Origin of the sequence: Sorangium sp. So ce367 (genome assembly GCF_051520455.1) — a bacterium.
Taxonomy (GTDB): domain Bacteria; phylum Myxococcota_A; class Polyangia; order Polyangiales; family Polyangiaceae; genus Sorangium; species Sorangium cellulosum_B.
Genome location: NZ_CP150334.1, coordinates 7,189,484 through 7,210,255, shown reverse-complemented (window position 1 = coordinate 7,210,255; position 20,772 = coordinate 7,189,484). Strand labels below are relative to the sequence as shown.

Below are 20,772 nucleotides of genomic sequence, written 5' to 3'. Positions count from 1 at the left end.
CGCGTGCATGGTTCCGTCGGGCGCGTCATCCGCGCTGCGCGCTCGTGGCGCGTGCGTCCCGCGCGGGCGCTCGACCGGCGTCCGCGGCGCGCTCCGCGAGGTAGATCGCGCGGAGCAGGGGGAAGCTCTTGACGAGGACCTCCTCGTATTCGGCCTCCGCGCTCGACTCCGCGACCACCGCGCCGCCGCTGCCGAAGCTGAGCCCGCGGCCGTCGGCGACGAGGGTCCGTATGGCGATGTTCATGTCCATGGGGCCCTCGTACGCGAGATACCCGATCGAGCCCGTGTACACGCCCCGCGCGCGCCGCTCCAGCGCGTCGATGATCGAGATCGTCCGGTGCTTCGGCGCGCCGGTGATGGACCCGCCGGGGAAGCACGCCTCGAGCGCGTCGAGCGCGCCCTTCCCCTCGCGCAGCGCGCCCGTGACCACCGAGGAGAGCTGGAGCAGGGTCGCGTGCTCCGTGATCCGCTGGAGCGCCTCGACGTCGATCGAGCCCATGGCGCAGACGCGGCTGAGGTCGTTGCGGACGAGGTCGGTGATCATGAGGAGCTCGGAGCGGTCCTTGTCGCTGGCCGCGAGATCGCGGCGCAGGGCCAGGGTCTCTTCCTCGGTGGCGCCCTTCGGTCGCGTCCCCTTGATGGGCTCGCTGCGCACCCGCCGCTCCCGGTCGACCGCCAGGAACCGCTCCGGCGACGACGAGAGCACCGCGCCCTCCGGCAGCCTGAGGAACGCCGAGAACTGCGCGGGGTTCGTGCGGCGCAGGACGCGGTAGAGGGCGAACGGATCGAGCGAGGTCCGTACGTGGAACTCGTTCGTGAGGCACACCTCGTACGTCTCGCCCTCGCGGATCTCGCGGAGGATGGCCTCGATGGCGTCGAGGTGCTCCCGGCGCGAGAGGCGCGGCGCGTGCGCGATCCGGTCGGCGAAGCCCTCCGGGACGGGCGGCAGGAGCGGCTCCGAGAGCGACGGGAGGCCCTGGAGGCGCGCCGCGATCTCGTCCAGCCATGGCGCGGACGGCGGCGGCGCGGGCTCGTCGGCGTCGATCGCGCACGCGTATACCGTGCGCTCGACGTGGTCGAAGGCCAGGATCCGCCGCGCGATCATCATCGCGCTGTCCGGGAGCGCGCGGCGCGGGTGGGCGGACGCGCCGAAGCCGAGATGCTCCTTGAGCTCGTAGCCGAGGTAGCCCACGAGGCCGCCGGTGAAGTGGAAGGGTAGACCGCTCGGATCGAGCGATATCGAGGCGAGCTCCCGCCGGAGCGCGACGAACGGGCTCCCCTCGGACGTGGTCGAGGTGAGGGCGTCCCCAGGGCCGCCGGCGCTCCACCGCGTCACGGCGGCGCCGCGGCTCTCGAGCGCCTCGGTCGCGCTCCCCATGAACGAGAAGCGCCCGTCTCGGCCGGTCGCGCTCGAGTCGAGCCAGAAGGCGTAAGGAGCCGCAGCGAAGAGCCCGGCGAAGGCCCGCTCGGGATCGACCCACGGGAGCCGGAGGTGACGCACGCGCCCGCGTCGCCGCGCGCCCGGCGCGCAATCGCCCTGCGCGCCTGCGGAGAGGCCCGGCGCGCGAGCGATCCGGCGGAGCGCCGCGCCCCTCCGGTCGCGCGGCGTGTTCATAGCGATGTTCCTGAAATTGCTGATGATTTTCTTGCCGTGCTCGGTGCCGATCGACTCGGGGTGAAACTGCACGCCGTAGAACGGCCGGTCCTTGATCTTGAGGGCCATGATGAGCCCGTCGCCGCGCGTCCGCGCGGTCACCTGGATCTCCGCCGGCAGCTCGCCGTCGCCGACGATGAGCGAGTGGTAGCGCACCACCTGGAACGGGCTGGGCACGCCCTCGAAGAGCCCGGCGCCGTCGTGCTCGATCTCGACGATCTTGCCGTGCATGACCCGCGGGGCGTGCTCGACCCGCCCGCCGAAGCGCGCGGCGAGCCCCTGGTGGCCAAGGCAGACGCCGAGGATCGGCGTCCCGGCGAGGGCCTCGATCACCTCGGCGCAGACGCCGAAATCGGCCCGTCGCTCCGGGCGGCCGGGGCCGGGCGAGAGGACGATGCTGTCGAGCTCCAGGCCCTCGATCTCGGCGAGCGAGAGGCTGTCGTTCTTGACGATGATCGGCTCCTCGCCGCTCACCTCCCAGAGGTACTGCCCGAGGATGTGGGTGTACGAGTCGTAGTTGTCGATGAGGAGTGTCTTCACGGCGAAGCTCGCCTCGGGGCCCGCGTCGAGGCCGTCGATGCAGGCGAGCCGGCGCGGATCCCGGCTCGGGTGAGGCGCCCCGGCGGCGGGCGCGGCATCAGGGGCGGATGATGGCCGCGAGCATGGCCTGGAGCTTGAGCTGCGTCTCGACCAGCTCCGCCTCGGCGCTCGAGCCCGCGACGACCCCGACGCCCGCGACCATCCGCGCGCGCGCGCCGTCGACCGTGGCGCTGCGGATGCCGATGAACCAGTCGCCGTCGCCGCGGGCGTCGACCCAGCCCACGAGCCCCGCGTAGAGCCCGCGCCGGATGCCCTCGTGCGCGCCCAGCCAGGCCTCCGCCGCCTCGCGCGGCGTGCCGCACACGGCGGGCGTCGGGTGAAGCCGCGCGGCGAGCGTGAGGGCGTCCGGCGCCGCCTCCGCGAGCTGACCGTGGATCGGGGTGCCGAGGTGCATCACGTTGCGGAGGCTCAGGATCGACGGCTCGCTGGGGACCTCGAGCGACGCGCACTCCGGCGCGAGCGCGGCGGCCACGGCGTCGACCACGAAGCGGTGCTCGCGCTGGTCCTTGGCCGAGCGCCGCAGGACCTCGGCGAACCGGCGGTCGGCGTCGACGTCGGCGGAGACCGCGTAGGTGCCGGCGAGGGGGTGCGAGGAGACGGCGCGCCCGCGGCGCGAGAGCAGGAGCTCGGGGCTCGCGCCGAGGAAGCCGTCGACATGGAAGATCGCGCACGAGGGGTAGAGCGCGGTCAGGCGGCGCAGGACCTCCTCGACGACGATGGGGCGGTTCGCCTCGACGTCGACAGCGCGCGCCAGCACGACCTTGGAGAGGGCCCCCTGCTGGATGTCGGCCACCGCGCGCGCGACGCGCCCGCACCACTCCTCGTGCGGGAGCGCGGAGCGGAGCGTGAAGCTGTCGGGCGAGCGCCGGTGGCCCTCGGCCCGCTCCAGGTGCGGCGCCGGGGCGGCGCCCTCGCCGATGGTCGTGACCCACGCGGTCCCGTCGGGGGCCGCGCCGACGATCTGGGCCGGCACGACGAGCGCGGCCGGCTCCGTCCGGTCGAACGGCAGGGCGCCGAGCGCCACCGGGCCGCAGCCCGGGCGGCCCACGGCGTCGGCGGCCTCGATCGACGCGAGCGCCTCCTTGATCCACGCCACGCCGCCCTCGATGCCGTGCGGCAGCTCCAGGCGGGCGGCGACCCCGTGCGCGACCAGCTGGGTGCCGGGGTGGAGCCAGACGCGCGCGCCGTCTCCCATGAGCGACGAGACGCCGCCGGGCAGCTTCGCGAGCGTGTCGGCGTCGAGCCGGAAGGTGCGGGCGACGAGCCGCGCCGCCTGGCGGGGGGCGTCGGCCGAGGAGGAGAACGTCAGGGGAGTCATGCACCGCCGTGCGCAGGCCGGTTCGGGCTCGTCCTGCTCGGCAGGACCAGCCTGGAGCCAGCAGGCCACGAGCCCGCGGCACCGTGCCGGATCGCGAGCGCCGGCCACGCAGCATCGGCTCTACCGCCTCCGGAAAGGCTCCGCAAGCGCAAAGCAGCCCACGTTCAGGGCGCCTGCGACGCGCGCCTACCGCTGAATTGCCGCTGAAATTGCGCTTCGAGGCGAGGTGGTGGCGTCGGCGCGCGCGCCCGCGCACCCGCGCACGTATTGCGCGCGTTGTCTCCGCGCGACGCAGCCGCATCGCGTCTCGTCTCACCTCATCTCGCCGCCAGCGCGCGTCGTGTCGGGTCTCGCCGCCAGCGCTGCTGTCTCGTCTCACCCCACCTCGCCGCCAGCGCGCGTCGCGTCTCCGCGCTTCGCGCCGCGCTGTGTGCGGCGCGCCGCGCGCCGTCTGCTGTGCTGCGCTGCCAGCGATCGGCGAGCAGAGCAGTGCCGAGCAGCGCGCGCTCCGTCCCGTCTGTGATCGACGGCTCTTTCCTGGGCTTTTTACCCCTGGAGAGGCGGCGCGATCCCTTGCCCCCGAGCGCGCATCTGGTCGATGCTGCCGAGGGCACTCGCCCTTCGCGGCGCGGGCGTGAGCGGCGCGTCTCGATAGCTCTGCCGGCCACCGGGAATGCGAAAATTCTCCAGAACAGAGCTCAGAAAGGATCCTGCGATGGACCCCACTCGGCAGCATGATCTCCGCGCATGGCGAACCGCAGCGCTGATCTTCTTCGTCGTCGGGCTGTGCGCCTGCCGCGGAGACAAGAGCCCGCCTGCCCGCGAGAACCCCCCTGGCGCCGCGGCCACGACGGCGGCCGCGGTGTCGGAGGCGCCGGGCGAGAAGGCGATCAAGGCGCAGCCCCCCGCCGTGCCGAACGCCGCCGAGGCGAAGCGATACGCCGGCAGCAAGCTCAAGTATTACAGCGAGCCGGTGGGCGTGGGCGCCGAGCTCGACAGGGTGATGATCCAGCAGTTCCAGAAGGACACCGGCATCGAGGTGACGATCATCCCCCGTCCCAAGGACGCGACCGAGACCTACTCCGTCTACCAGCGCCTCTTCCAGGCGCAGTCCGGGGACGTCGACGTCATGATGCTGGACGTCATCTGGCCCGGCGCCTTCGCGCAGAACCTCGTCGATCTGAGCGAGAAGCTCGGCGAGGCGGCGAAGCAGCACATCGAGAGCATCGTCCAGAACAACACGGTCGACGGCAAGCTCGTGGCGATGCCGTGGTTCACCGACTTCGGGCTGCTCTACTACCGCACCGATCTTCTGGAGAAGTACGGGTATCAGAAGCCGCCGGAGACGTGGGACGAGCTGGAGCAGATGGCGAAGAAGATCCAGGACGGCGAGCGGGCGGCGAGCCCGAACTTCCTCGGCTTCGTCTGGCAGGGCAAGGCCTACGAGGGGCTGACCTGCAACGCGCTGGAGTGGATCGCCTCCCACGGCGGCGGCGCGATCATCGAGGAGGGCAAGATCACCGTGAACAACCCGGAAGCCCAGAAGGCGCTCGCGCGCGCCAGGGGCTGGGTGGGCTCGATCTCCTCCGCCGGCGTGACGAGCTACGAGGAAGAGGACGCGCGCAACGCGTTCCAGGGCGGCAACGCCGCCTTCATGCGCAACTGGCCTTATGCCTACGCGGCGGGCAACGCCGAGCGGTCGCCGATCAAGGGCAAGTTCGCGGCGGGCCCGCTGCCGCACGAGCCCGGACAGAAGAGCGCGGGCACCATCGGCGGATGGCAGCTCGCGGTGTCGAAGTTCTCGCCGAACAAGGACGCGGCGATCGAGCTCGTCCGCTACATGACGAGCCCCGAGGCGCAGCGGTTCCGCGCGACCGCGGGCTCCTTCCTCCCGACGATCCGATCGGTGCAGCAGGACGCGGAGGTGGTGAAGTCGCTGCCCTTCCTGGCGAGCGCGAAGGACATCGCGCTCGTGCCGCGCCCCTCGAACAGCACCGGCGCCCGGTACAACGAGGCGTCGATCGCCTTCTTCCAGGGGGTGAGCCAGGTCCTGCAGGGCAAGGAGCCGAAGGCGGTGCTCGGGCAGGTGGAGCAGCGGCTCACGCGCGCGCTTCGCTGACGCCGCACGCTCGCGAGAACGGATATCCCATGAGCATGCCGGCGAACCCAGCGGCCACGAGCGCGGCGGCCCCTCCAGACCACCCGTCGCTCGACGCGCGGCGACAGCGGCGCGCCTGGCTGTTCCTCCTGCCGACGCTCGCGGTCGTCGCGTTCATCGCCCTCTACCCCCTCGCCGAGACGTTCTACCTGAGCTTCACGAATGCGCGCCTCGGCACCGGGGAGCCGGTCAGGATCATCGGGGCGCAGAACTACGTCGATCTCGTGCGGGACAGCTACTTCCACGATGCGGTCCTGCTCACGGTGCTCTTCACGGTCGTCACCGTGCTCGGCGAGCTCGCCCTCGGGCTCGGCGTCGCGCTCGTCGTCAACTCCCGCTTCAAGGGGCGCTCGGCCGTGCGCGCGGCCATGCTCATCCCCTGGGCCATACCGACCGTCATCTCGGCCCAGATGTGGAAGTGGATGTACAACGACGTCTACGGCGTCTTCAACGACCTGCTCGTCAACCAGCTCGGCGTCCTGGACCGCAACATCGCCTTCGTCGCCGATCCTGCGGTGTCGTTCTGGGCCGTGGCGCTCATCGACGTCTGGAAGACGACGCCCTTCATGGCGCTCCTCCTCCTCGCCGGGCTGCAGCTCATCCCGCACGATCTGTACGAGGCCGCGCGGGTCGACGGCGCGACGGCGCTCCAGCAGTTCACCCGGATCACGCTGCCGCTCCTCAGGCCCGCGATGCTGGTCGCGCTCATCTTCCGCACGCTCGACGCGCTCCGGGTGTTCGACGTCTTCTTCGTCATGTTCGGCAACCGGCCGGACATGCAGACCATGGCGACGTACGCTCAGCAGACCCTCGTCAGCGTCTCGGACATCGGCTACGGCTCGGCGATCTCCGTCGCGCTCTTCCTCATCATCGCGGTGTTCATCATGATCTATCTCGCGGTGTTCCGCGCCGAGGAGGTGTGAGATGAGCGGCGCTTCGCGAGGCGCGGGGCGGCGGCGTTCGCTGGGACAGGGCGCCTTGCGGGCCCTGCTCTACTTGCTCGTCGCCGCGGTGCTCGTGTTCACCGTCTTCCCGTTCGTCTGGGCGTTCGTCTCCTCCATCAAGCCCGACGACGAGCTCTTCACGACCCCGGTCCGCTACTGGCCCGGCCGCGCGACGCTCGACAACTACCGCCTCGTGCTGGCGAACGGCGAGTTCCAGACGGCGCTCCTGAACAGCGTGATCGTCGCCGTCTCGGTCACCGCGGTCTCGCTCGCCGTGGGCTCGCTGGCCGCCTACGCGCTGGGGAGGTTCCGCTTCCGAGGGCGCAGCCTCGTGCTCTACGTGGTCCTGGGGATGACCATCTTTCCGCAGATCGCCGTCCTCGGCGCCCTGTTCCAGATGATCAACTTCTTCAAGCTGTACAACCAGCTCCCCGCGCTGATCCTGACATACCTCATCTTCACGCTCCCCTTCACGGTGTGGGTGCTCACCGGCTTCATGAAGGCGATCCCGCGCGAGATCGAGGAGGCGGCCTACGTCGACGGCGCGACGCACTGGCAGGTGTTCACCCGGGTCATGCTGCCGCTCTCGGTCCCCGGGATGGCGACGACGGGCATCCTCGCCTTCATCGCCGCCTGGAACGAGTTCCTGTTCGCGCTCTCCTTCACCCAGACGCCGGACAAGCGCACCGTGACCTACGCGATCCAGGCGTTCTCGACGACGAGCAGCGGGCTCTACGAGATCCCCTGGGGGCAGACCATGGCGGCCTCCATCGTCGTGACCGTGCCGCTCGTGGTGCTGACGCTGGTCTTCCAGCGGCGGATCCTCGCGGGGCTCACGGCGGGCGCGGTGAAGGGCTGACGGCGCGTCAGGCGGCGCGGGCGGCGGCTCACGCGCGCCCCCACGGGAAGCGCAGCCAGCGAGGCCCGTAGGCGGCGCCGAGGTCGCGCAGCCCCGACAGCAGCACGCCTGCGGCCATGAGCGGCAGGATCACGCGGAGCGAGAGCGGCGCGTCCCAGCGGGAAAAGCCGGTGGGGGCGTGCGCCCAGCGCCAGATCTCGGGGACGAGGTGGGCGAGCGCGCCGCCGTAAATGATGCCCATCACGGCGTGCATCACCCGCTCTCCCGGGTAGACGCCGCCGAGCGGCCTCCGGACCGTGTCCTCGACGACGAAATCGCGGAGCGTGATCGCGATCTCCGCGAGGAGCAGCGCCGCGAGCGCCCACGCGGCGAGCCCCTCCCAGCGCACGAACGGCAAGGAGGCGAAGAGCACCGCGTACAGGAGATCGCGCGCGCCGTGGAGGACAAGCTCGGGCGCCGTGCCCGGCACGCCGCCGGGCAGGCGCGCCCGCCACTCGTGGTAATAGAGCGTGTCGAAGGCGCCGAGCGCGCCCTGCACGGCGAGGAGCACGAGCGCCGTGATCATGCGTGGGGCTCCGGCGCGCGGGGCTCCGGCGCTGACAGCGCGGTCGATTCCGGCGTGGACCCGCCGGCGCGAGCAGGGGGCGCCTCGCCGCCCGGCTCGTTCGCCACGCGCCCCTCGTACGCGACGAGCAGCCCGGCGACCGGCGCGAAGATCCGCACGTCGACGTGGACCTCGTCCTGGAGCGGCCCGGCCCGCCCCTCGATCCGCGGGGCGAGCCACCGGGGCAGCGGCAGGCCGAGGCGGCGGAGCCCGAGCGTCGACCGCACCTGCTCGAACACGAGCGCTCCGCCCTCGGCGCGGAGCCGGAACCAGCACTGGACGAGGCCGAGCCCCTCCACCAGGAGATCACCCGCGCGCCACTGCGAGGAGAAGAGCGGGCGAACCCCGAAGGTGCGGAGCCACCGCTCCCCGTCGCCCGCCGGCTCGACCGCGAGCGTCACGGCCACGTCCTCGGCCGCCTCCGGCATGCGCAGCAGGCCGGCGACAAGGCGCGCTGCGAGCCCCCGGCCGCGCCGCACGCGGAAGCGGCCGCGAGCGCGCACGCCGCCCGCGTGGAGGCGCTGCACCGGCGGCGCGAGCGCGGCCCACGCGGCGCCGAGGAGGGCAGGGTAGAGAGCAGGCGCTGGAACACCCCGCGCCGCGCTCGAGCAGGACGCGGGCGCTCCCCGGGGTCGACTGTCCGGCTCCCCGGCGGAGCCGCGCATCAGGCGTCCTCTGGGAGCATCTCCCGCGGCACCGCAGGGCTCCTCGGGGCGACGGCCGCGTCGGCGAGATCGCGGATCTTGACGATGATCGCGTCGTCTGTCTCGCTCCGGGCCTCCTCGCAGTACGACCGGATCTGCCAGAGCAGCTTGCGGGTGCGCCGCAGCTCGAAGACGAGCCACCGGGTCTCCGGCTTCGCCTCCTGGGGGTGGCGCTCCAGCTCGACCTCGATCTCGCGGATGCGCTCCTCGATCTGCTCTCCGGTCGGGAGGATGCGGCCGTTTCCGTGGCAGTCCTTGCACAGATAGGGGCCGGAGTCCGTGTTGATCTCGCCTTCGCCATAACAGCTCGCGCACGTCACCAGCTCGTAGGAGTTCATGCGGCGCACTCTATCCGATCCTGCGCCGTGCTCGCGACCGGCGTCGCCGTCGTTCGATCGGTCGATCGGTCGCGCCACGGGCGGCGGCGTCGTGCGCTCCGGCGTGGCAGGCGGTGACGCCTCCGCCATGGAACGCGCGCCGTCGCGACCGGCGTCTCCCGCGGGCGCCGGTGGCCTGGCCGTCTGGCGGTCTCGCCCTCGCAGCGATTTCGCCCAAGGCCACAGAGCTCTGCGCGTCCTAATTCCGCTTGCGCCGTTCCTTGCGGTAATGGGAGGCATCCTGTGACCTGCCCTCATCCCTCGCGTCGGGGCGCGCTGTGCGTCCTGGCCGTGTGCGCCTTTTCCCTCGGTTGGCCGAGCGTCGTCGCGGCCGCCCCGCTCCCGCGGCTCGCGGTCCAGCGGGCGCCCGCTGCGGCCGACTGCCCGGACGCGCCGTCGCTCGCGGTCGCGGTCGAACGCGTGATGGAGAGGCGGGCTCTCGACCCCGTGAGCACCGCCGGCCCGCCCACCGGCGCCGGCGCCCCTGCCGGCGACCCGCCGGCGAACCCGGGCGGCGCCCCTCCTGGCGACACGTCAACGAACGCGGGGAGCGCCCCTCCTGGCGACACGTCAGCGAACGGGGGCGGCGCCCTGGCGAGCTCGGGCGGGGCGACCGAGCTCGAGGTCCGCTTTCTCCACGACGGCGCCACCTACACCGCCGTCCTTCAGGCAGGTGGTCGCACCCGGCAGCTCTCGTCCGAGGTGGGGGCGTCCTGCGGCGAGCTCGTCGAGGCGGTGGCGCTGACCCTTGCCATCCTGCTCGACAGCGATCCGCCTGCGCCGGCCCCTGTCGCGCCTGCGCCCGCGCCGGCAGCGCCCGCGCCCGCTCCTGTCCCGCCCGCGGTGGCTCCTGTCGTGCCGGCGCCGCCGCGTCCTCCGCCTCGGGCGGCGCGCGGGGACGTCTCGATGGAGCTCGGCGCCGCGCAGACCGTGGGCATGCTCGATCCCTTCCGGGCGGCCGTGATCGCCGATGTCTCCCTGCGGCGCCGCGGGTGGTCCGCAGGCGTCGGCGGGGTATGGCTGCCCCCCCAGGACACCGAGCTCGCGCCGGGCGTCGTCTCCCTCGGGCTCGGCGCCGCCACGGCGCGCGGCTGCGCGACGATCGCCGGCGATCTCGACGGCCTCCGGCTCTCGGCCTGCGCGGCGGCGGTGCTGGGCGCCGTGTACGGCTCCGGCAAGGGGTTCGCCCCGGACCGGGAGTCCTCCGCGCCCTGGTTCGCCCTCGGCGGCTCGGCCGTCGCGGAAGGGACCCTCCTTGGCTCCAGCGCGCTGGGCTGGTCCGCGCGCGCGACGCTCCTCGCGCCGGTCGCGCGGGCGCGCTTCACGGTCGAGCGCCCCGCGGGCGGCGAGGCCGGCGCGCCCCTGACGCAGGAGGTGGCGCTCGACCCCTCCCCGGTGGGGCTGCTCGTCGGCCTGAGCGCCCGCGTGTCGATTTTTTGATGGCGAGCCACGGGACCCGCCACGGAGGCGATGGGCATGGCGAGAAGCGGCAGGACAGGATGACCTTCGGAGAGGTCTATGCGCAGCACTTCCGGTTCGTGTGGCGCTCGCTGCGACGCCTCGGCGTGCCCGAGAGCGACGTCGCGGACGCGGTCCAGGACGTGTTCCTGGTCGTCCATCGGCGGTTGTCCGAATTCGAGGGCAGGTCGAAAATTACGACTTGGCTCTACAGTATCTGTTTTCACGCCGCCCGTGACCGGCGCAAGCTCGCGCATATGAGGCGGCGCGCTCACGACGACGAGCCGCTGCTCGACTGCGCCGATGACCGGGCCGACGTCGGCGCGGAGGCGGAGCGGCGGCAGGCGATCACGCTGCTCGAGGCGATCCTCGACGAGCTGCCCCTCGAGCAGCGCGCCGTGTTCACGCTCTTCGAGCTCGACGGCATGGGCGGCGAGGAGGTCGCCGATCTGCTCGACGTCCCGCTGGGGACCGTCTACTCGCGCCTCCGCCTCGCCCGCGATGCGTTTCGCCGCGCCGTCGCGCGCCTGAAGGCGCGCGACGAGTTCCACGTGGGCGGGCCCCGGGTCATGCGGTCGCAGCCCGTGTTGAAGGCGGCCGTCGAGGCCGCGCCGGTGCCCGAGGGGCATCCCTCGGTCGTCCTTCCGCTGCCGGAGGTGGAGCGGCAACCCGTCTGGAAGCGCGCAGGAGGGGAGCGATGAGCGATCCGGTGCGCTGGCTCGACGCCGAGGCGAACGCGCTCGAGACGGAGCGCGAGCTCCTGCGCGCAGCTCCGCCGGCGGACCCGCCCGACGGGGCGCAGGAGCGGGTGTGGGCCGCGATGGCCGCGCAGATCGGCCTCGCCGGAGCCGCCGCGCTCGGAGGGGCTCAAGGCGCCGCGGGAGGGGCGCTCCCGGTGAACGCGGGCGGCGCGGCGAGCGCGGGCGGCGCGGCGAGCGCGGGCGCTGGCGAGATCGCCGCGGCCGTGTCCGCGGGCAAGGTGGCGTCCGCTGCGGCGGGCGCCGGCGCTGCCGGCACGGCGGTCACCGGCGGCGTGACCGCGGCGGCGGGCGCTGCGGGTATCCTGAAGGCGATGCTGTTCGGCGCGGCCTGCGGGGGCCTGATCGTCGCCGGCTATGTCGTCGTGGCTCCGTCGGGCGAGGCGCCGCCGGCTCGGATCGTCGAGGCCGCGGAGGCTGTCGCGGCGCCGGTATCGCCGCAGGAGGGCCGCGGGCCTGCCGCGCAGGCCGAGCGGGCACCTGCCGAGCCGCCGCCGGTCGATGCGCCGCTGCGATCCAGGCCGCTTCCGCCGGCCGAGGCGCCGCTGCCGGACAGGTCTCCCGCGCGGACCGGTCCCCGCGCGACCGCGACGCCCGCGAGCCCGGGCGCGCCGCTACCGGAGCGCGCCGCGAGCGCGCCGCCCGCGGCCAGGGCGGACCTCCTCGAAGCGGCGCCCGCGCCGGAGGCTACAGGCGCGGAGCTCGGCGCGGAGGGCGCGTCCAGCCCGGGGCTGCGGGAGAGCCGGCTGCGCGAGGAGCTGACGCTCCTCGGCGACGCGCGCGCGGCGCTCCGGCGCGGTGACCCCTCCGGCGCGCTGAGGATCGCCGAGCAGGCGCGGCTCCGCTTCCCCGGCGGCGCGCTGGCGCAGGAGCGCGAGGCGCTCACCATCGAGGCGCTCTGGCAGAGCGGCGATCGCGCGGCGGCCGCGCAGCGCGCGTCGGCGTTCCTCCTCGCCTATCCGTCGAGCCCGCACGTACCCCGACTCCGCTCCTTCACCACTCACTAGACCGCGGGGCAGAAGTCCTGACAGGGATCTGCCTCGCGAGCAGAGAGAGCTCAACGCAAAGGCGCCAAGACGCCAAAATGCACGAGAACTTGTTCTCTTTGCGCCTTTGCGCCTTTGCGCCTTTGCGTTGAACTCTCTCTCCGGACTTCTGGTGGACGGCATTTAAGGGGAGCGCTCCCGCTTCGGAGACGGACCCATCTTTACGCTTTCGGTGCTCGGCGCGCTTGAGCGCGCTTCCGCGCCGAAAACGCCGATCTGGCCCGTCTCCTGTGCGGGAGAGCCCCGCTCTGCGATCTGCGGGGGCGATCCGGGGGGAGGGGCGGGAACGGGGGCTGTCCGCGTCGTTTGGGGCCAGGTGGTTTTTTTTGAAATGGGAAGCGGGGCGGGCGTCCCTTCACGTTCGGTCACTGCCGGTGTTGGACGGCGCGTCACGGCACCGCGCAAGGAGGAATTATGTCTTCGAAGCTATCGAGAACACTGTCACCCTTTCTCGTCCTGAGCGCCGTCTCGCTCGTGGCATGTCAAGTCGAGGTCTCCCTCGGCGGGCCCGGGGGGAGCTCCAGCTCGGGAATCGGCGGCAGCGATGGTACCGGGGGCAGCGGCGGCAGCGATGGTACCGGGGTTGGCGGCGGCGACTCCAGCACGGGCGCAGGCGGCTGGATTCCGCCGCAGTTCACGCCGGACAAGGTCGATCTCCTCTTCGTTGTCGACAACTCCGGCTCGATGGCGGACAAGCAGGAGCTGATGCGCTTCGTGCTCGCCGACTTCGTCGACGGCATGACCAACCCGTTCTGCGTGGATCCGACCGGTGCTGCTCCCCCCTTCCAGCCCTCGAGCGGGTTGAGCGCATGCCCCGCTGGCACATTGCGCGTGCGCACTCCGGTGCAGGACATGCACATCGGCGTCATCAGCAGCAGCCTCGGCGGCCACGGGTCGGGCGCCTGCCAGCCGGCCACGTCCCCTTCGAACGTGGACATGGCCCACCTCCTCGCGCGCTCCAATGAGTCGTCGAACGAGAACGACCTGCCGACGTACCAGGACAAGGGCTTCCTCGTGTGGGACCCGACCGGAAGCCACGTCCCCGCGGGAGACTCCGATCCGGCCGCGCTCGCCGAGAAGCTCAGCGACATCGTGCAAGGGGTCGGGCAAGCTGGGTGCGGCTTCGAGGCGCCCCTGGAGAGCTTCTATCGCTTCCTCGTCGATCCCGATCCGTATGCGACGATCGGCGTGTCGTCGAGCGACGACATTGCAGTGGCCGGGCTCGACACGACGCTCCTGGCGCAGCGGAAGGCCTTCCTCCGGCCGGATTCGCTCCTGCTCATCGTGATGCTCTCCGACGAGAACGACTGCTCGATCAGGGAGGAAGGCAAGAACTACCTCGTCGCCGAGACGGGACAGAACTTCAGGTTGTGGCGGCCGCGGACCGAGTGCGCCACCGACCCGAACAGTCCGTGCTGCACGTCCTGCGCACAGCAGCAGGACGGTTGCCCCGTCGATCCGGCCTGCACCGCCCCCGATGGCACCGTCGCAAGGCTCACCGCGGCGGAAGACCCGGTGAACAGCCGGTGCTGGGACCAGAAGCGCCGCTTCGGGATCGACTTCCTCTACCCGATCGAGCGGTACACCCGGGCGCTCACGGAGCGCACCGTGGTGTCGCGGAGCGGAGACATCGTGCCGAACCCGATCTTCTCGGATCTGGACCCGAGCGACGACAACACCCGGACCCGAGGGCCGCAGCACATCGTGTTCACCGGCATCGTCGGCGTGCCGTGGCAGGACCTCGCGCGCCAGAACGCGCTCGGCCAGCCCGATCTCCTGGCCGGCCTGAACCAGTTCGGCCAGCCGGTCGGCGGGCTCAAGAACGCCGCCGAGCTCGCCGATCCGCCGTCCGGCACGACCCTCAGCAGCACCTGGGAAGCTATCCTCGGCGATCCGGCGAACCACATCCCGTCCGCGGATCCGCTCATGATCGAGTCGATGGCGCCCCGCTCGGGCGTGAACCCGATCACCGGCGACGCGATCATCCACCCGAGCTCCGCGGGCTGGAACCCGATCAACGGCCGCGAGTACACGGTTCCGCCGGGTAGCACTGGAGATCTCCAGTACGCCTGCATCTTCCCCCTCGCCGAGGAGCGCGTTTGCGACGGTGCGGCCCAGTCGTGCGATTGCAGGCCGATCGCCGGCGTGCCGAGCGACAACCCGCTGTGCAAGCCGGAAGGCACGAACGACCCGGCGGACCCCGGGGCGCGGTCCAACGTGCAGGACCACGCCAAGGCCTATCCCGGCCTCCGCGAGCTGCAGCTGATCCGGAGCCTCGGGGAGCGCGGGGTCGCCGGCTCGATCTGTCCGAAACAGCTGGTCGACACCTCGTCGCCTGACTACGGCTATCGGCCGATCATGAACGCCGTGCTCGACCGGCTCTCCACCGCGCTCTGACGCGCCGGCGCCCCCATCGACGTGGCCCGCCCAGGGACGGCGCGCGGAATGCATGTGCCGCCCCTGGGCTCGCGGAGGAGACGACTTCCGCGCGCTCCCGCGGATCCTCCCGTCAAGCCATTGGCACAACCGCGACACAGCAAGACACCGCGATCGCGGTGCCCGCGCCGAGGACCGCGCGCTCCGCCCGAATTGCGCCCGCCTCCCGTGGCACCGAAGGTGCTTCAATGGCGCGTTCGGACAAACGCAACGCGGAGGTTCTGATGCGCCACAAAGGGCTGGCTCTCTTGCTGATCGTGATCGGGCTCGTGGGCTGCGGCAGGGACGGCGGCGGCGACACCGGGGAGCCGCCGGATCCGCCCGGATCAGAGACGTGCGGCGGGTTCCTCGGGACCCCCTGTCCCGACGGGCTCGCCTGCGTCGACGATCCGAGCGACGACTGCGACCCCGAGCACGGCGGCGCGGACTGTCCCGGCGTGTGCGTCGACGACCCGCCGACGACGATGTGCGGGGGATTCGCGGGTTTCCCGTGCCCCGACGGGCTCGAGTGCGTCGACGATCCGAGCGACGATTGCGACCCGGAGCGCGGCGGGGCGGATTGCGGCGGCATCTGCGTGGAACCGACGCCCAAGCCGCCGTTTTGCGGGGGGATCGCGGGGTTCGAGTGCCCCGAGGGGCTCGTGTGCATCGACGATCCGAGCGACGACTGCGACCCGAAGCACGGCGGGGCGGACTGCGGCGGCATCTGCGTGGTGCCCGAGCCGCGGCCGCCCGCGTGCGGCGGCATCACGGCCCGCCCGTGCCCCGAGGGGCTCACCTGCATCGACGATCCGGGCGACGACTGCAGCCCGCCGATCGGCGCCGACTGCGGCGGCATCTGCGTCGCGCGCTGAGCCGGCGCGCAGCCGGTGCCGAAGGGGACGCGCCGCCCTGACGAACGGGCGCGCCCGCCGCGCGACGGCGCTCAGTAGCGGTGCTTCCAGAGCAGGTCGAGGCTCGTCGCCGGGTTCGCTCCGGTGGCCATCGCCGCCCGCACGGACCAGTCACGGCGGAAGCGCCACTCGAGGCTCACCTCGGTGCGCGCCTGCGCGCCGGTGTTGCCGCCCCCGGACCCTGGCCCCTGTCCTTGCCCCGTCGGCCCCTCCTCGTAGCTCGCGCTGGCGGTCACCTGCTGCCCGAGCTGGTAGCCCACGGTCGTCTTCAGCCCGCCTTCTTCGGTCGTGCCCAGCTTCGTCTCGAAGTTCCGGAGCGGACCGATGCTCTGGAGGATCATGTTGATCTGCGCTGACGCAAGCTGGTTCCCCACGCCGGCCGCGACCCCGCTGGCGGCGCCGCCGCCGCCCGACCCGGGCGCCTCGGTGGACGTGCCGCCCGCCAGCGTCCCTTCCGCGAACTCCCTGCCGAGCACGAGCTCGGCGATCACCTCGTTCTCCGGGCGCGGCGGCTCCGAGCGGAAGGTGATCTTGTCCTCGGTGATCGGGTTGAGCTGCCCCACATAGTCGATGTAGATGCGCGTCCCCTCCGGCGTGTCGTGGTACGCCTTCACGTTCAGGAACGGATTCGACGGATCCCCCTGCAGCGCGACCACGCCAGGCTCGATCTCGAACTCCTTGCCGAGCACCTCGAGCCTGCCCGACACGATGTTCACGTTGCCACGGATCTCGGTCTCCCCCGCGACCTTGATGCGGAGGGGGTGCGCCCGATCCCCCGACAGCGAGGCCTGCACCATGTCGCCCTCGACGCCGATCCTGCCCAGGTGGACCTCCATGGCGATGGGCGTGCCGCCCGCGCTCTCCTTCGCCTGCTCCGGCGGCTCGGCCGGCGCTCGCCGCGCCTCGTAGTCCTCCTGGCTGAGCGGGGCCGACGTCGTGATGTCCGCGTTCTCGCCGAGCGGCTGCACGCTCCGCCCGATCGTGGGCGGCAGCGTCAGATCGAGCGCAGGCACGTCGACCCGGACGGCGATCTCCTCGTCCCGCTTCTCCGCCGCGAGCGCCACCCTGCCGCGCACCTCGCCCATCGGGACGCCCTCCAGCGCGATCGGGAGGGCCCGGCCTCTCGGGATCGAGAGCTCGGCGCGGGCGTTCCTGAAGGCGAACCCTTCCATCTGGAGCGTCGCCTTCCCGCGGACCTGGCCGCTGCCTGCGTCGGCGCGGAGGTCGTCGATGCGGAGCTCGCCGGAGGGGCTCGCGGTGACGCGGAACGAGGCGTTCTCGAACGGCTGGCCGATCGTGGCCACGTGGACGAGCCCGCCCTCGAGGCGCATCTCGCCGGAGAAGCCGGCCTGCGCGCCGAGCCCGAGCCGCACCTCGCCGTCGAGCGTGCCGTCGAGCCGGTTCACCGAGCCCTGCACGAACGGCTCGAGCGCCGCCAGGCGGAAGCGCTCGACCGCGAGCGACACCGAGGCGTTCCGATCGTCGGTGAGCGTCGGGATCGCGTTCGCCTCCCACACCATGGGCGCCTCGGCCTTGGCCTCGAGCCGGCCGCCGTCGCGCCCCTCGAGCCGCACGCTGGCCACGGCCGCGGTGCGCCCCGCGCCGCCCGGCGGCGCGATGTCGAGCGACGCCTCGGCGGTCTCGTACCGCGCGTCAGGGCCGAGCGTGAGGCCGGGGAGCTGAAGGTGCGCCCTGACCTCGGGAGCGGCCTCGAACAGCCCGCGCACGGAGATCTCGCCGCGCGCCTCGCCGCCGATCTGCATGTCGGCGAGGACGGGGACCTCCGCGAGCGGCAGATCCGCGATCTTCGCCTCGAGGCTGCCGTTGCTGAAGCGCCGAGCGGAAGGGGCCCCGCCGAGGAGGGCGGCGGCGTCCGCGCCCAGCTTCGCCTTCGCCGTCATGTACGTGAGCGGGCCGCGGAACGCGTACGCGTCGAGCGCGGCGTCGCGCCCGTCATAGACGAGCAGCGTGTCGACCCGGAGCTTGCCGAGGAGCGAGGGGCCCGCGGTGCCGCTCACGTTCGCCGCCGTCGCGCGGGCCACGAGCCGGGGCTCGGCGAGCTTCCCCGCGAAGTACACGTCGAGCCCCGCGGAGCCGGAGAGCACCGGCGTCCGCTTCCCGAAGGCGGCCAGCTCGGTGAGATCGTTGAGCCGGCGGCGCGGCACGCGGAGGTGCGCGGCGATCGACGTCCGCGGCAGCGCCGCGGCCGGATCGGCGAGGAGCGCCGGCAGATCGGCGTCGAGCGCGGCCGAGAGCTCCGCCACGAGCTGGCGATCGAACACCGACAGCGTGACGTGGGCGTCGCCGGTCTTCGCGTCGAGATCCCCCGCGATCCGCGCGTCGAGCTTCCTCGACACCCACGCCGGCGCGCCCGTCTGCGCGTCGATCGGCCCGGCCGCGCGCAGGCCCTCCGTCCGGACAAGGAGGCTCCGCACCGACGGGAGCCGCTCTCCCGCCTCGCGCGCCACCGCGAGGCGCGCGGTGAGCCGGCCCGAGAGCTCGCTCAGCGCGAGCTGGACCGGCGACGCCTGCGCCAGGCACCCGAGCTGCCACGCGTCGGCGTCCATGCGGGCCGAGCCGGTGACGGTCTGCCAGGTGCGCGCCGAGAGGAGCGGCCCGCGCAGCCTCGCCGCGCTCCCGTCGACCAGCACGCGCGCGATGGCGCCGTGGCACACCGGCGGGGGTGGCGCCTTCTGCTGCGACGCCGTGTCGAAGGCGGTTGTCAACGTCTGCTCGGGCGTCGCGCCCCGGCCCTGGGCCTCCCGCACCTGCGCGGGCGGCGGCTCGGGCGGCGCGAGCAGCCGGACAAGGCCGTCCGCCTTCAGCGCCTCCCCGTCGAGGCGCGCCGTCACGTTCATCGAGAGCCGCGGCGCCACGCCCGGGACCGAGCCGTCCTCGAGCTCGATCTGGACGCGCCCCGCGCGGCGCGCCCCCCGGCCGTGCACCGACACGTCGAGGTTGGCGAGGCCTCCTATCCCGAGCGGCGCGCCGGTGATGTCGGCGACGCGCGCGAGGTCGATCGCGGTGCCGCGGAGGTCTCCTTCGATCTCGTCCCCGGCGAGCGAGAGGCTCCCCTCGAGCTCCCCCACGCCGTCGCCGCGCAGCGCGAGCCCGCGGAGGGCGATCCCGCGGTCCCACGCGAGGCGGGCGGCCTGCGCGGTCACCTCGTCGTCCCCGCGCGCCACCTCGACGCGGAGCTGCCGCGCCTCGCTCCGCGGCAGATCGAGGTGGGCGGAGGCCGTGATCCGGCGCTCCGCGCTGGCCAGCGACACGCGGACGCGCGGCGCCGTGACGGGCCCCGCGGCGCTCGCCGCCACGCTGCGGAACGCGTACTGCTGGGCGCGGAGGTCGGCTCCGCGGAACACGCCGTCGATCGTGAGCTTGTCGAGCGGCCCCCTGGCCTTGGCCCGGACCTCGCCGCGCCCGAGCTGCAGATCGGACCCGACGCGGAGCCCGGCGACGCGCACGGTCGCCTTGGCGTCGAGCGCGTCGTCCCTGAGCGCTCCCTCGACGTGGAGCGCGGCGCTGCCGTGGATGCCGCGCGGGACGCGCTGCACCGCGCCGAGCGACGGGATCTCGCTCTGCGCCTCGAACTCGAGCACCCCGTCCTTCGAGCGGGCGACGCTGGCCTCGATGGGCGCGCCGGGCTCGTGGATCGTCGCCGCGGCCCGCAGCGCGCCGCGCTCGAGCGTCGCGCGCGCCTCCGTCGCCGGCACGCGCTGCCCTGCGACGACGAACGGCTCCGTCCTGGCCTCGGCGACGATGCGCGGCCCGCCCTCCTCGTCGAGGTGGATCTCCCCTCGAGCCTCCGCGCTCACCCGCGCGGCGGGCGCCGCCCCGACGAAGGCGCGCGGGTCGAGCTCCGAGATCCGCACCTCGGCCGTGATGCGCTTCGGATCGAACGCGTCGAGCCGGGCGCTGGCGGTGACCTCGCCGGTCACGGCGTCGCCCGCGACGAGCGGATCGAGGACCGCGACGCGCGCCGTGACGGCCAGGTCCGAGAGCGCTCCGTCGGCCGTGACCAGCACCGAGAGCGGCCGGGCGAGCGGCGCGCTCGGATCGATCGCGAGGGCTGCCTCGGGCGTCACGCGCGCGGACGAGACCCGCGCCGTGAGCCGCTCGTCCTTCAGGGTCCCCTCGGCCGTGAGCGGGATCGCGCCGACGCTCCCTTCGAGCTTCGCGGTGAGCTCCATCGGCGCGTCCGCGGGCACGCTGACGCTCCCGGAGATGCTGGTCGCCTCGACCGGGACCGGCAGCAGGCGCCGCTCCGTGATGCGCACGCGCTCGAGCGCGTACCGGCTCCGGTCCGCGACGACGACGCCGCCGGCGAGGTCCTCGATCGTGGCGTCGATGGGGCTCCCTGGCGCGACGGTGCCGTGGACCGCCGCGCGATCGAGCACGACGCGCGACAGCTCGAGGCGAAGCGGCCGCGCAGGCTCGGCGGGCGGCTCCGAAGGCGGCGTCGGCGTGAACGCCTCGGCCAGGGTGAGCGCGCCTTGCTCGTCCTGCTCGAGCAGCACGTCCGCGTCCGCGACCCGGACGAGCGGGATCGTGACGGCGAGGTCGCCGTCGCCGAGGAGGAGCTCCGTCGCGATCGAGAGCGCGTTGAAGTCCGCGTGGACGCCGCTGACGCCCAGGAGCTCGGTTCCGTTCGGGTGGCTCACCGTCACCCTGGAGATGTCGGCGGTGAAGAGGCCGAGGCGGTCGATGCGCTCGATCTCGATCCGTCCCTCGAGGGTGGACCGCAGGGTGTCGTTGACGAGCTGCCTTATCAGGTTGCGGGTCGACCCGGCGTTCAGGTGGATGACGGCGCCGACCGCCGCCGCCGCGACGAAGACGCCGCCCAGGCCGATCACGCTGGCCGACACCGCGGCCGCGCGGGCCAGCGCCCGGCGAAAGCGGCCTTGCCGGGGCGCGACGCCGGTGCCGGGCGCGGGAGGGAGGGCGGGAGTCTCTGGCATAT

The 20,772-nt window shown here is 73.1% G+C and carries 14 protein-coding genes; 8 read left to right on the top strand and 6 right to left on the bottom strand.

The genetic code is table 11. From position 1 onward, the window contains the following. Window positions 1-25 precede the first annotated feature (25 nt). Together pabB and WME97_RS27380 are read right to left on the bottom strand one after the other, a co-directional pair. Window positions 26-2,194 (bottom strand): aminodeoxychorismate synthase component I, encoded by a 2,169-nt coding sequence (gene pabB, locus WME97_RS27385; protein WP_437541527.1) that lies wholly within the window; start codon window positions 2,192-2,194, stop codon window positions 26-28. Window positions 2,195-2,291: 97 nt separating this feature from the next. Continuing rightward, window positions 2,292-3,572: an isochorismate synthase gene (locus tag WME97_RS27380; RefSeq protein ID WP_437541526.1), complete on the bottom strand. Its 1,281-nt coding sequence runs from the start codon at window positions 3,570-3,572 to the stop codon at window positions 2,292-2,294. Window positions 3,573-4,287: 715 nt separating this feature from the next. Here WME97_RS27380 and WME97_RS27375 point away from each other — a divergent pair. The 3 genes from WME97_RS27375 to WME97_RS27365 are packed head-to-tail and all read left to right on the top strand — an operon-like array spanning window position 4,288 to window position 7,533. Beyond that, window positions 4,288-5,691, top strand: coding sequence for an ABC transporter substrate-binding protein (locus tag WME97_RS27375; protein ID WP_437541524.1), 1,404 nt, complete (start codon window positions 4,288-4,290; stop codon window positions 5,689-5,691). 29 nt (window positions 5,692-5,720) lie between these two features. Continuing rightward, on the top strand, window positions 5,721-6,653 hold the full coding sequence (locus WME97_RS27370) for a carbohydrate ABC transporter permease (protein ID WP_437541522.1): 933 nt from the start codon (window positions 5,721-5,723) through the stop codon (window positions 6,651-6,653). Window position 6,654: 1 nt separating this feature from the next. Continuing rightward, window positions 6,655-7,533, top strand: coding sequence for a carbohydrate ABC transporter permease (locus WME97_RS27365; RefSeq protein WP_437541520.1), 879 nt, complete (start codon window positions 6,655-6,657; stop codon window positions 7,531-7,533). A gap of 28 nt (window positions 7,534-7,561) precedes the next feature. Here the strand turns inward: WME97_RS27365 and WME97_RS27360 are convergent, their stop codons facing one another. From WME97_RS27360 to WME97_RS27350, 3 genes are read right to left on the bottom strand one after another with little or no spacing between them, the layout of a single operon-like run. Then, window positions 7,562-8,098 carry a hypothetical protein gene (locus tag WME97_RS27360; RefSeq protein ID WP_437541518.1) on the bottom strand — a complete coding sequence of 179 codons (537 nt, stop codon included), beginning with the start codon at window positions 8,096-8,098 and terminating at the stop codon, window positions 7,562-7,564. Next, the gene (locus WME97_RS27355; protein WP_437541517.1) at window positions 8,095-8,802 is read right to left on the bottom strand and encodes a DUF4166 domain-containing protein; all 708 of its coding nucleotides are present in this window, start codon (window positions 8,800-8,802) and stop codon (window positions 8,095-8,097) included. The genes WME97_RS27360 and WME97_RS27355 overlap by 4 nt, the downstream gene beginning before the upstream one ends. Next, window positions 8,802-9,179 carry a hypothetical protein gene (locus WME97_RS27350; protein ID WP_437541515.1) on the bottom strand — a complete coding sequence of 126 codons (378 nt, stop codon included), beginning with the start codon at window positions 9,177-9,179 and terminating at the stop codon, window positions 8,802-8,804. Before WME97_RS27350 ends, WME97_RS27355 begins: the two co-directional genes overlap by 1 nt. Window positions 9,180-9,461: 282 nt before the next feature. On the opposite strand from WME97_RS27350, the gene WME97_RS27345 reads away from it, so the two are divergent. From WME97_RS27345 to WME97_RS27325, 5 genes are all read left to right on the top strand, one after another. Next, the gene (locus WME97_RS27345; protein ID WP_437541513.1) at window positions 9,462-10,658 is read left to right on the top strand and encodes a hypothetical protein; all 1,197 of its coding nucleotides are present in this window, start codon (window positions 9,462-9,464) and stop codon (window positions 10,656-10,658) included. A gap of 59 nt (window positions 10,659-10,717) precedes the next feature. After that, window positions 10,718-11,377 carry an RNA polymerase sigma factor gene (locus WME97_RS27340; RefSeq protein ID WP_437541511.1) on the top strand — a complete coding sequence of 220 codons (660 nt, stop codon included), beginning with the start codon at window positions 10,718-10,720 and terminating at the stop codon, window positions 11,375-11,377. Beyond that, on the top strand, window positions 11,374-12,441 hold the full coding sequence (locus tag WME97_RS27335) for a hypothetical protein (RefSeq protein ID WP_437541509.1): 1,068 nt from the start codon (window positions 11,374-11,376) through the stop codon (window positions 12,439-12,441). The genes WME97_RS27340 and WME97_RS27335 overlap by 4 nt, the downstream gene beginning before the upstream one ends. A gap of 453 nt (window positions 12,442-12,894) precedes the next feature. After that, on the top strand, window positions 12,895-14,877 hold the full coding sequence (locus WME97_RS27330) for a hypothetical protein (protein WP_437541507.1): 1,983 nt from the start codon (window positions 12,895-12,897) through the stop codon (window positions 14,875-14,877). A gap of 263 nt (window positions 14,878-15,140) precedes the next feature. After that, window positions 15,141-15,770: a hypothetical protein gene (locus WME97_RS27325; protein ID WP_437541505.1), complete on the top strand. Its 630-nt coding sequence runs from the start codon at window positions 15,141-15,143 to the stop codon at window positions 15,768-15,770. A 71-nt stretch (window positions 15,771-15,841) separates the two neighbouring features. Here the strand turns inward: WME97_RS27325 and WME97_RS27320 are convergent, their stop codons facing one another. After that, window positions 15,842-20,770, bottom strand: coding sequence for a translocation/assembly module TamB domain-containing protein (locus WME97_RS27320; protein ID WP_437541503.1), 4,929 nt, complete (start codon window positions 20,768-20,770; stop codon window positions 15,842-15,844). Window positions 20,771-20,772: the final 2 nt, after the last annotated feature.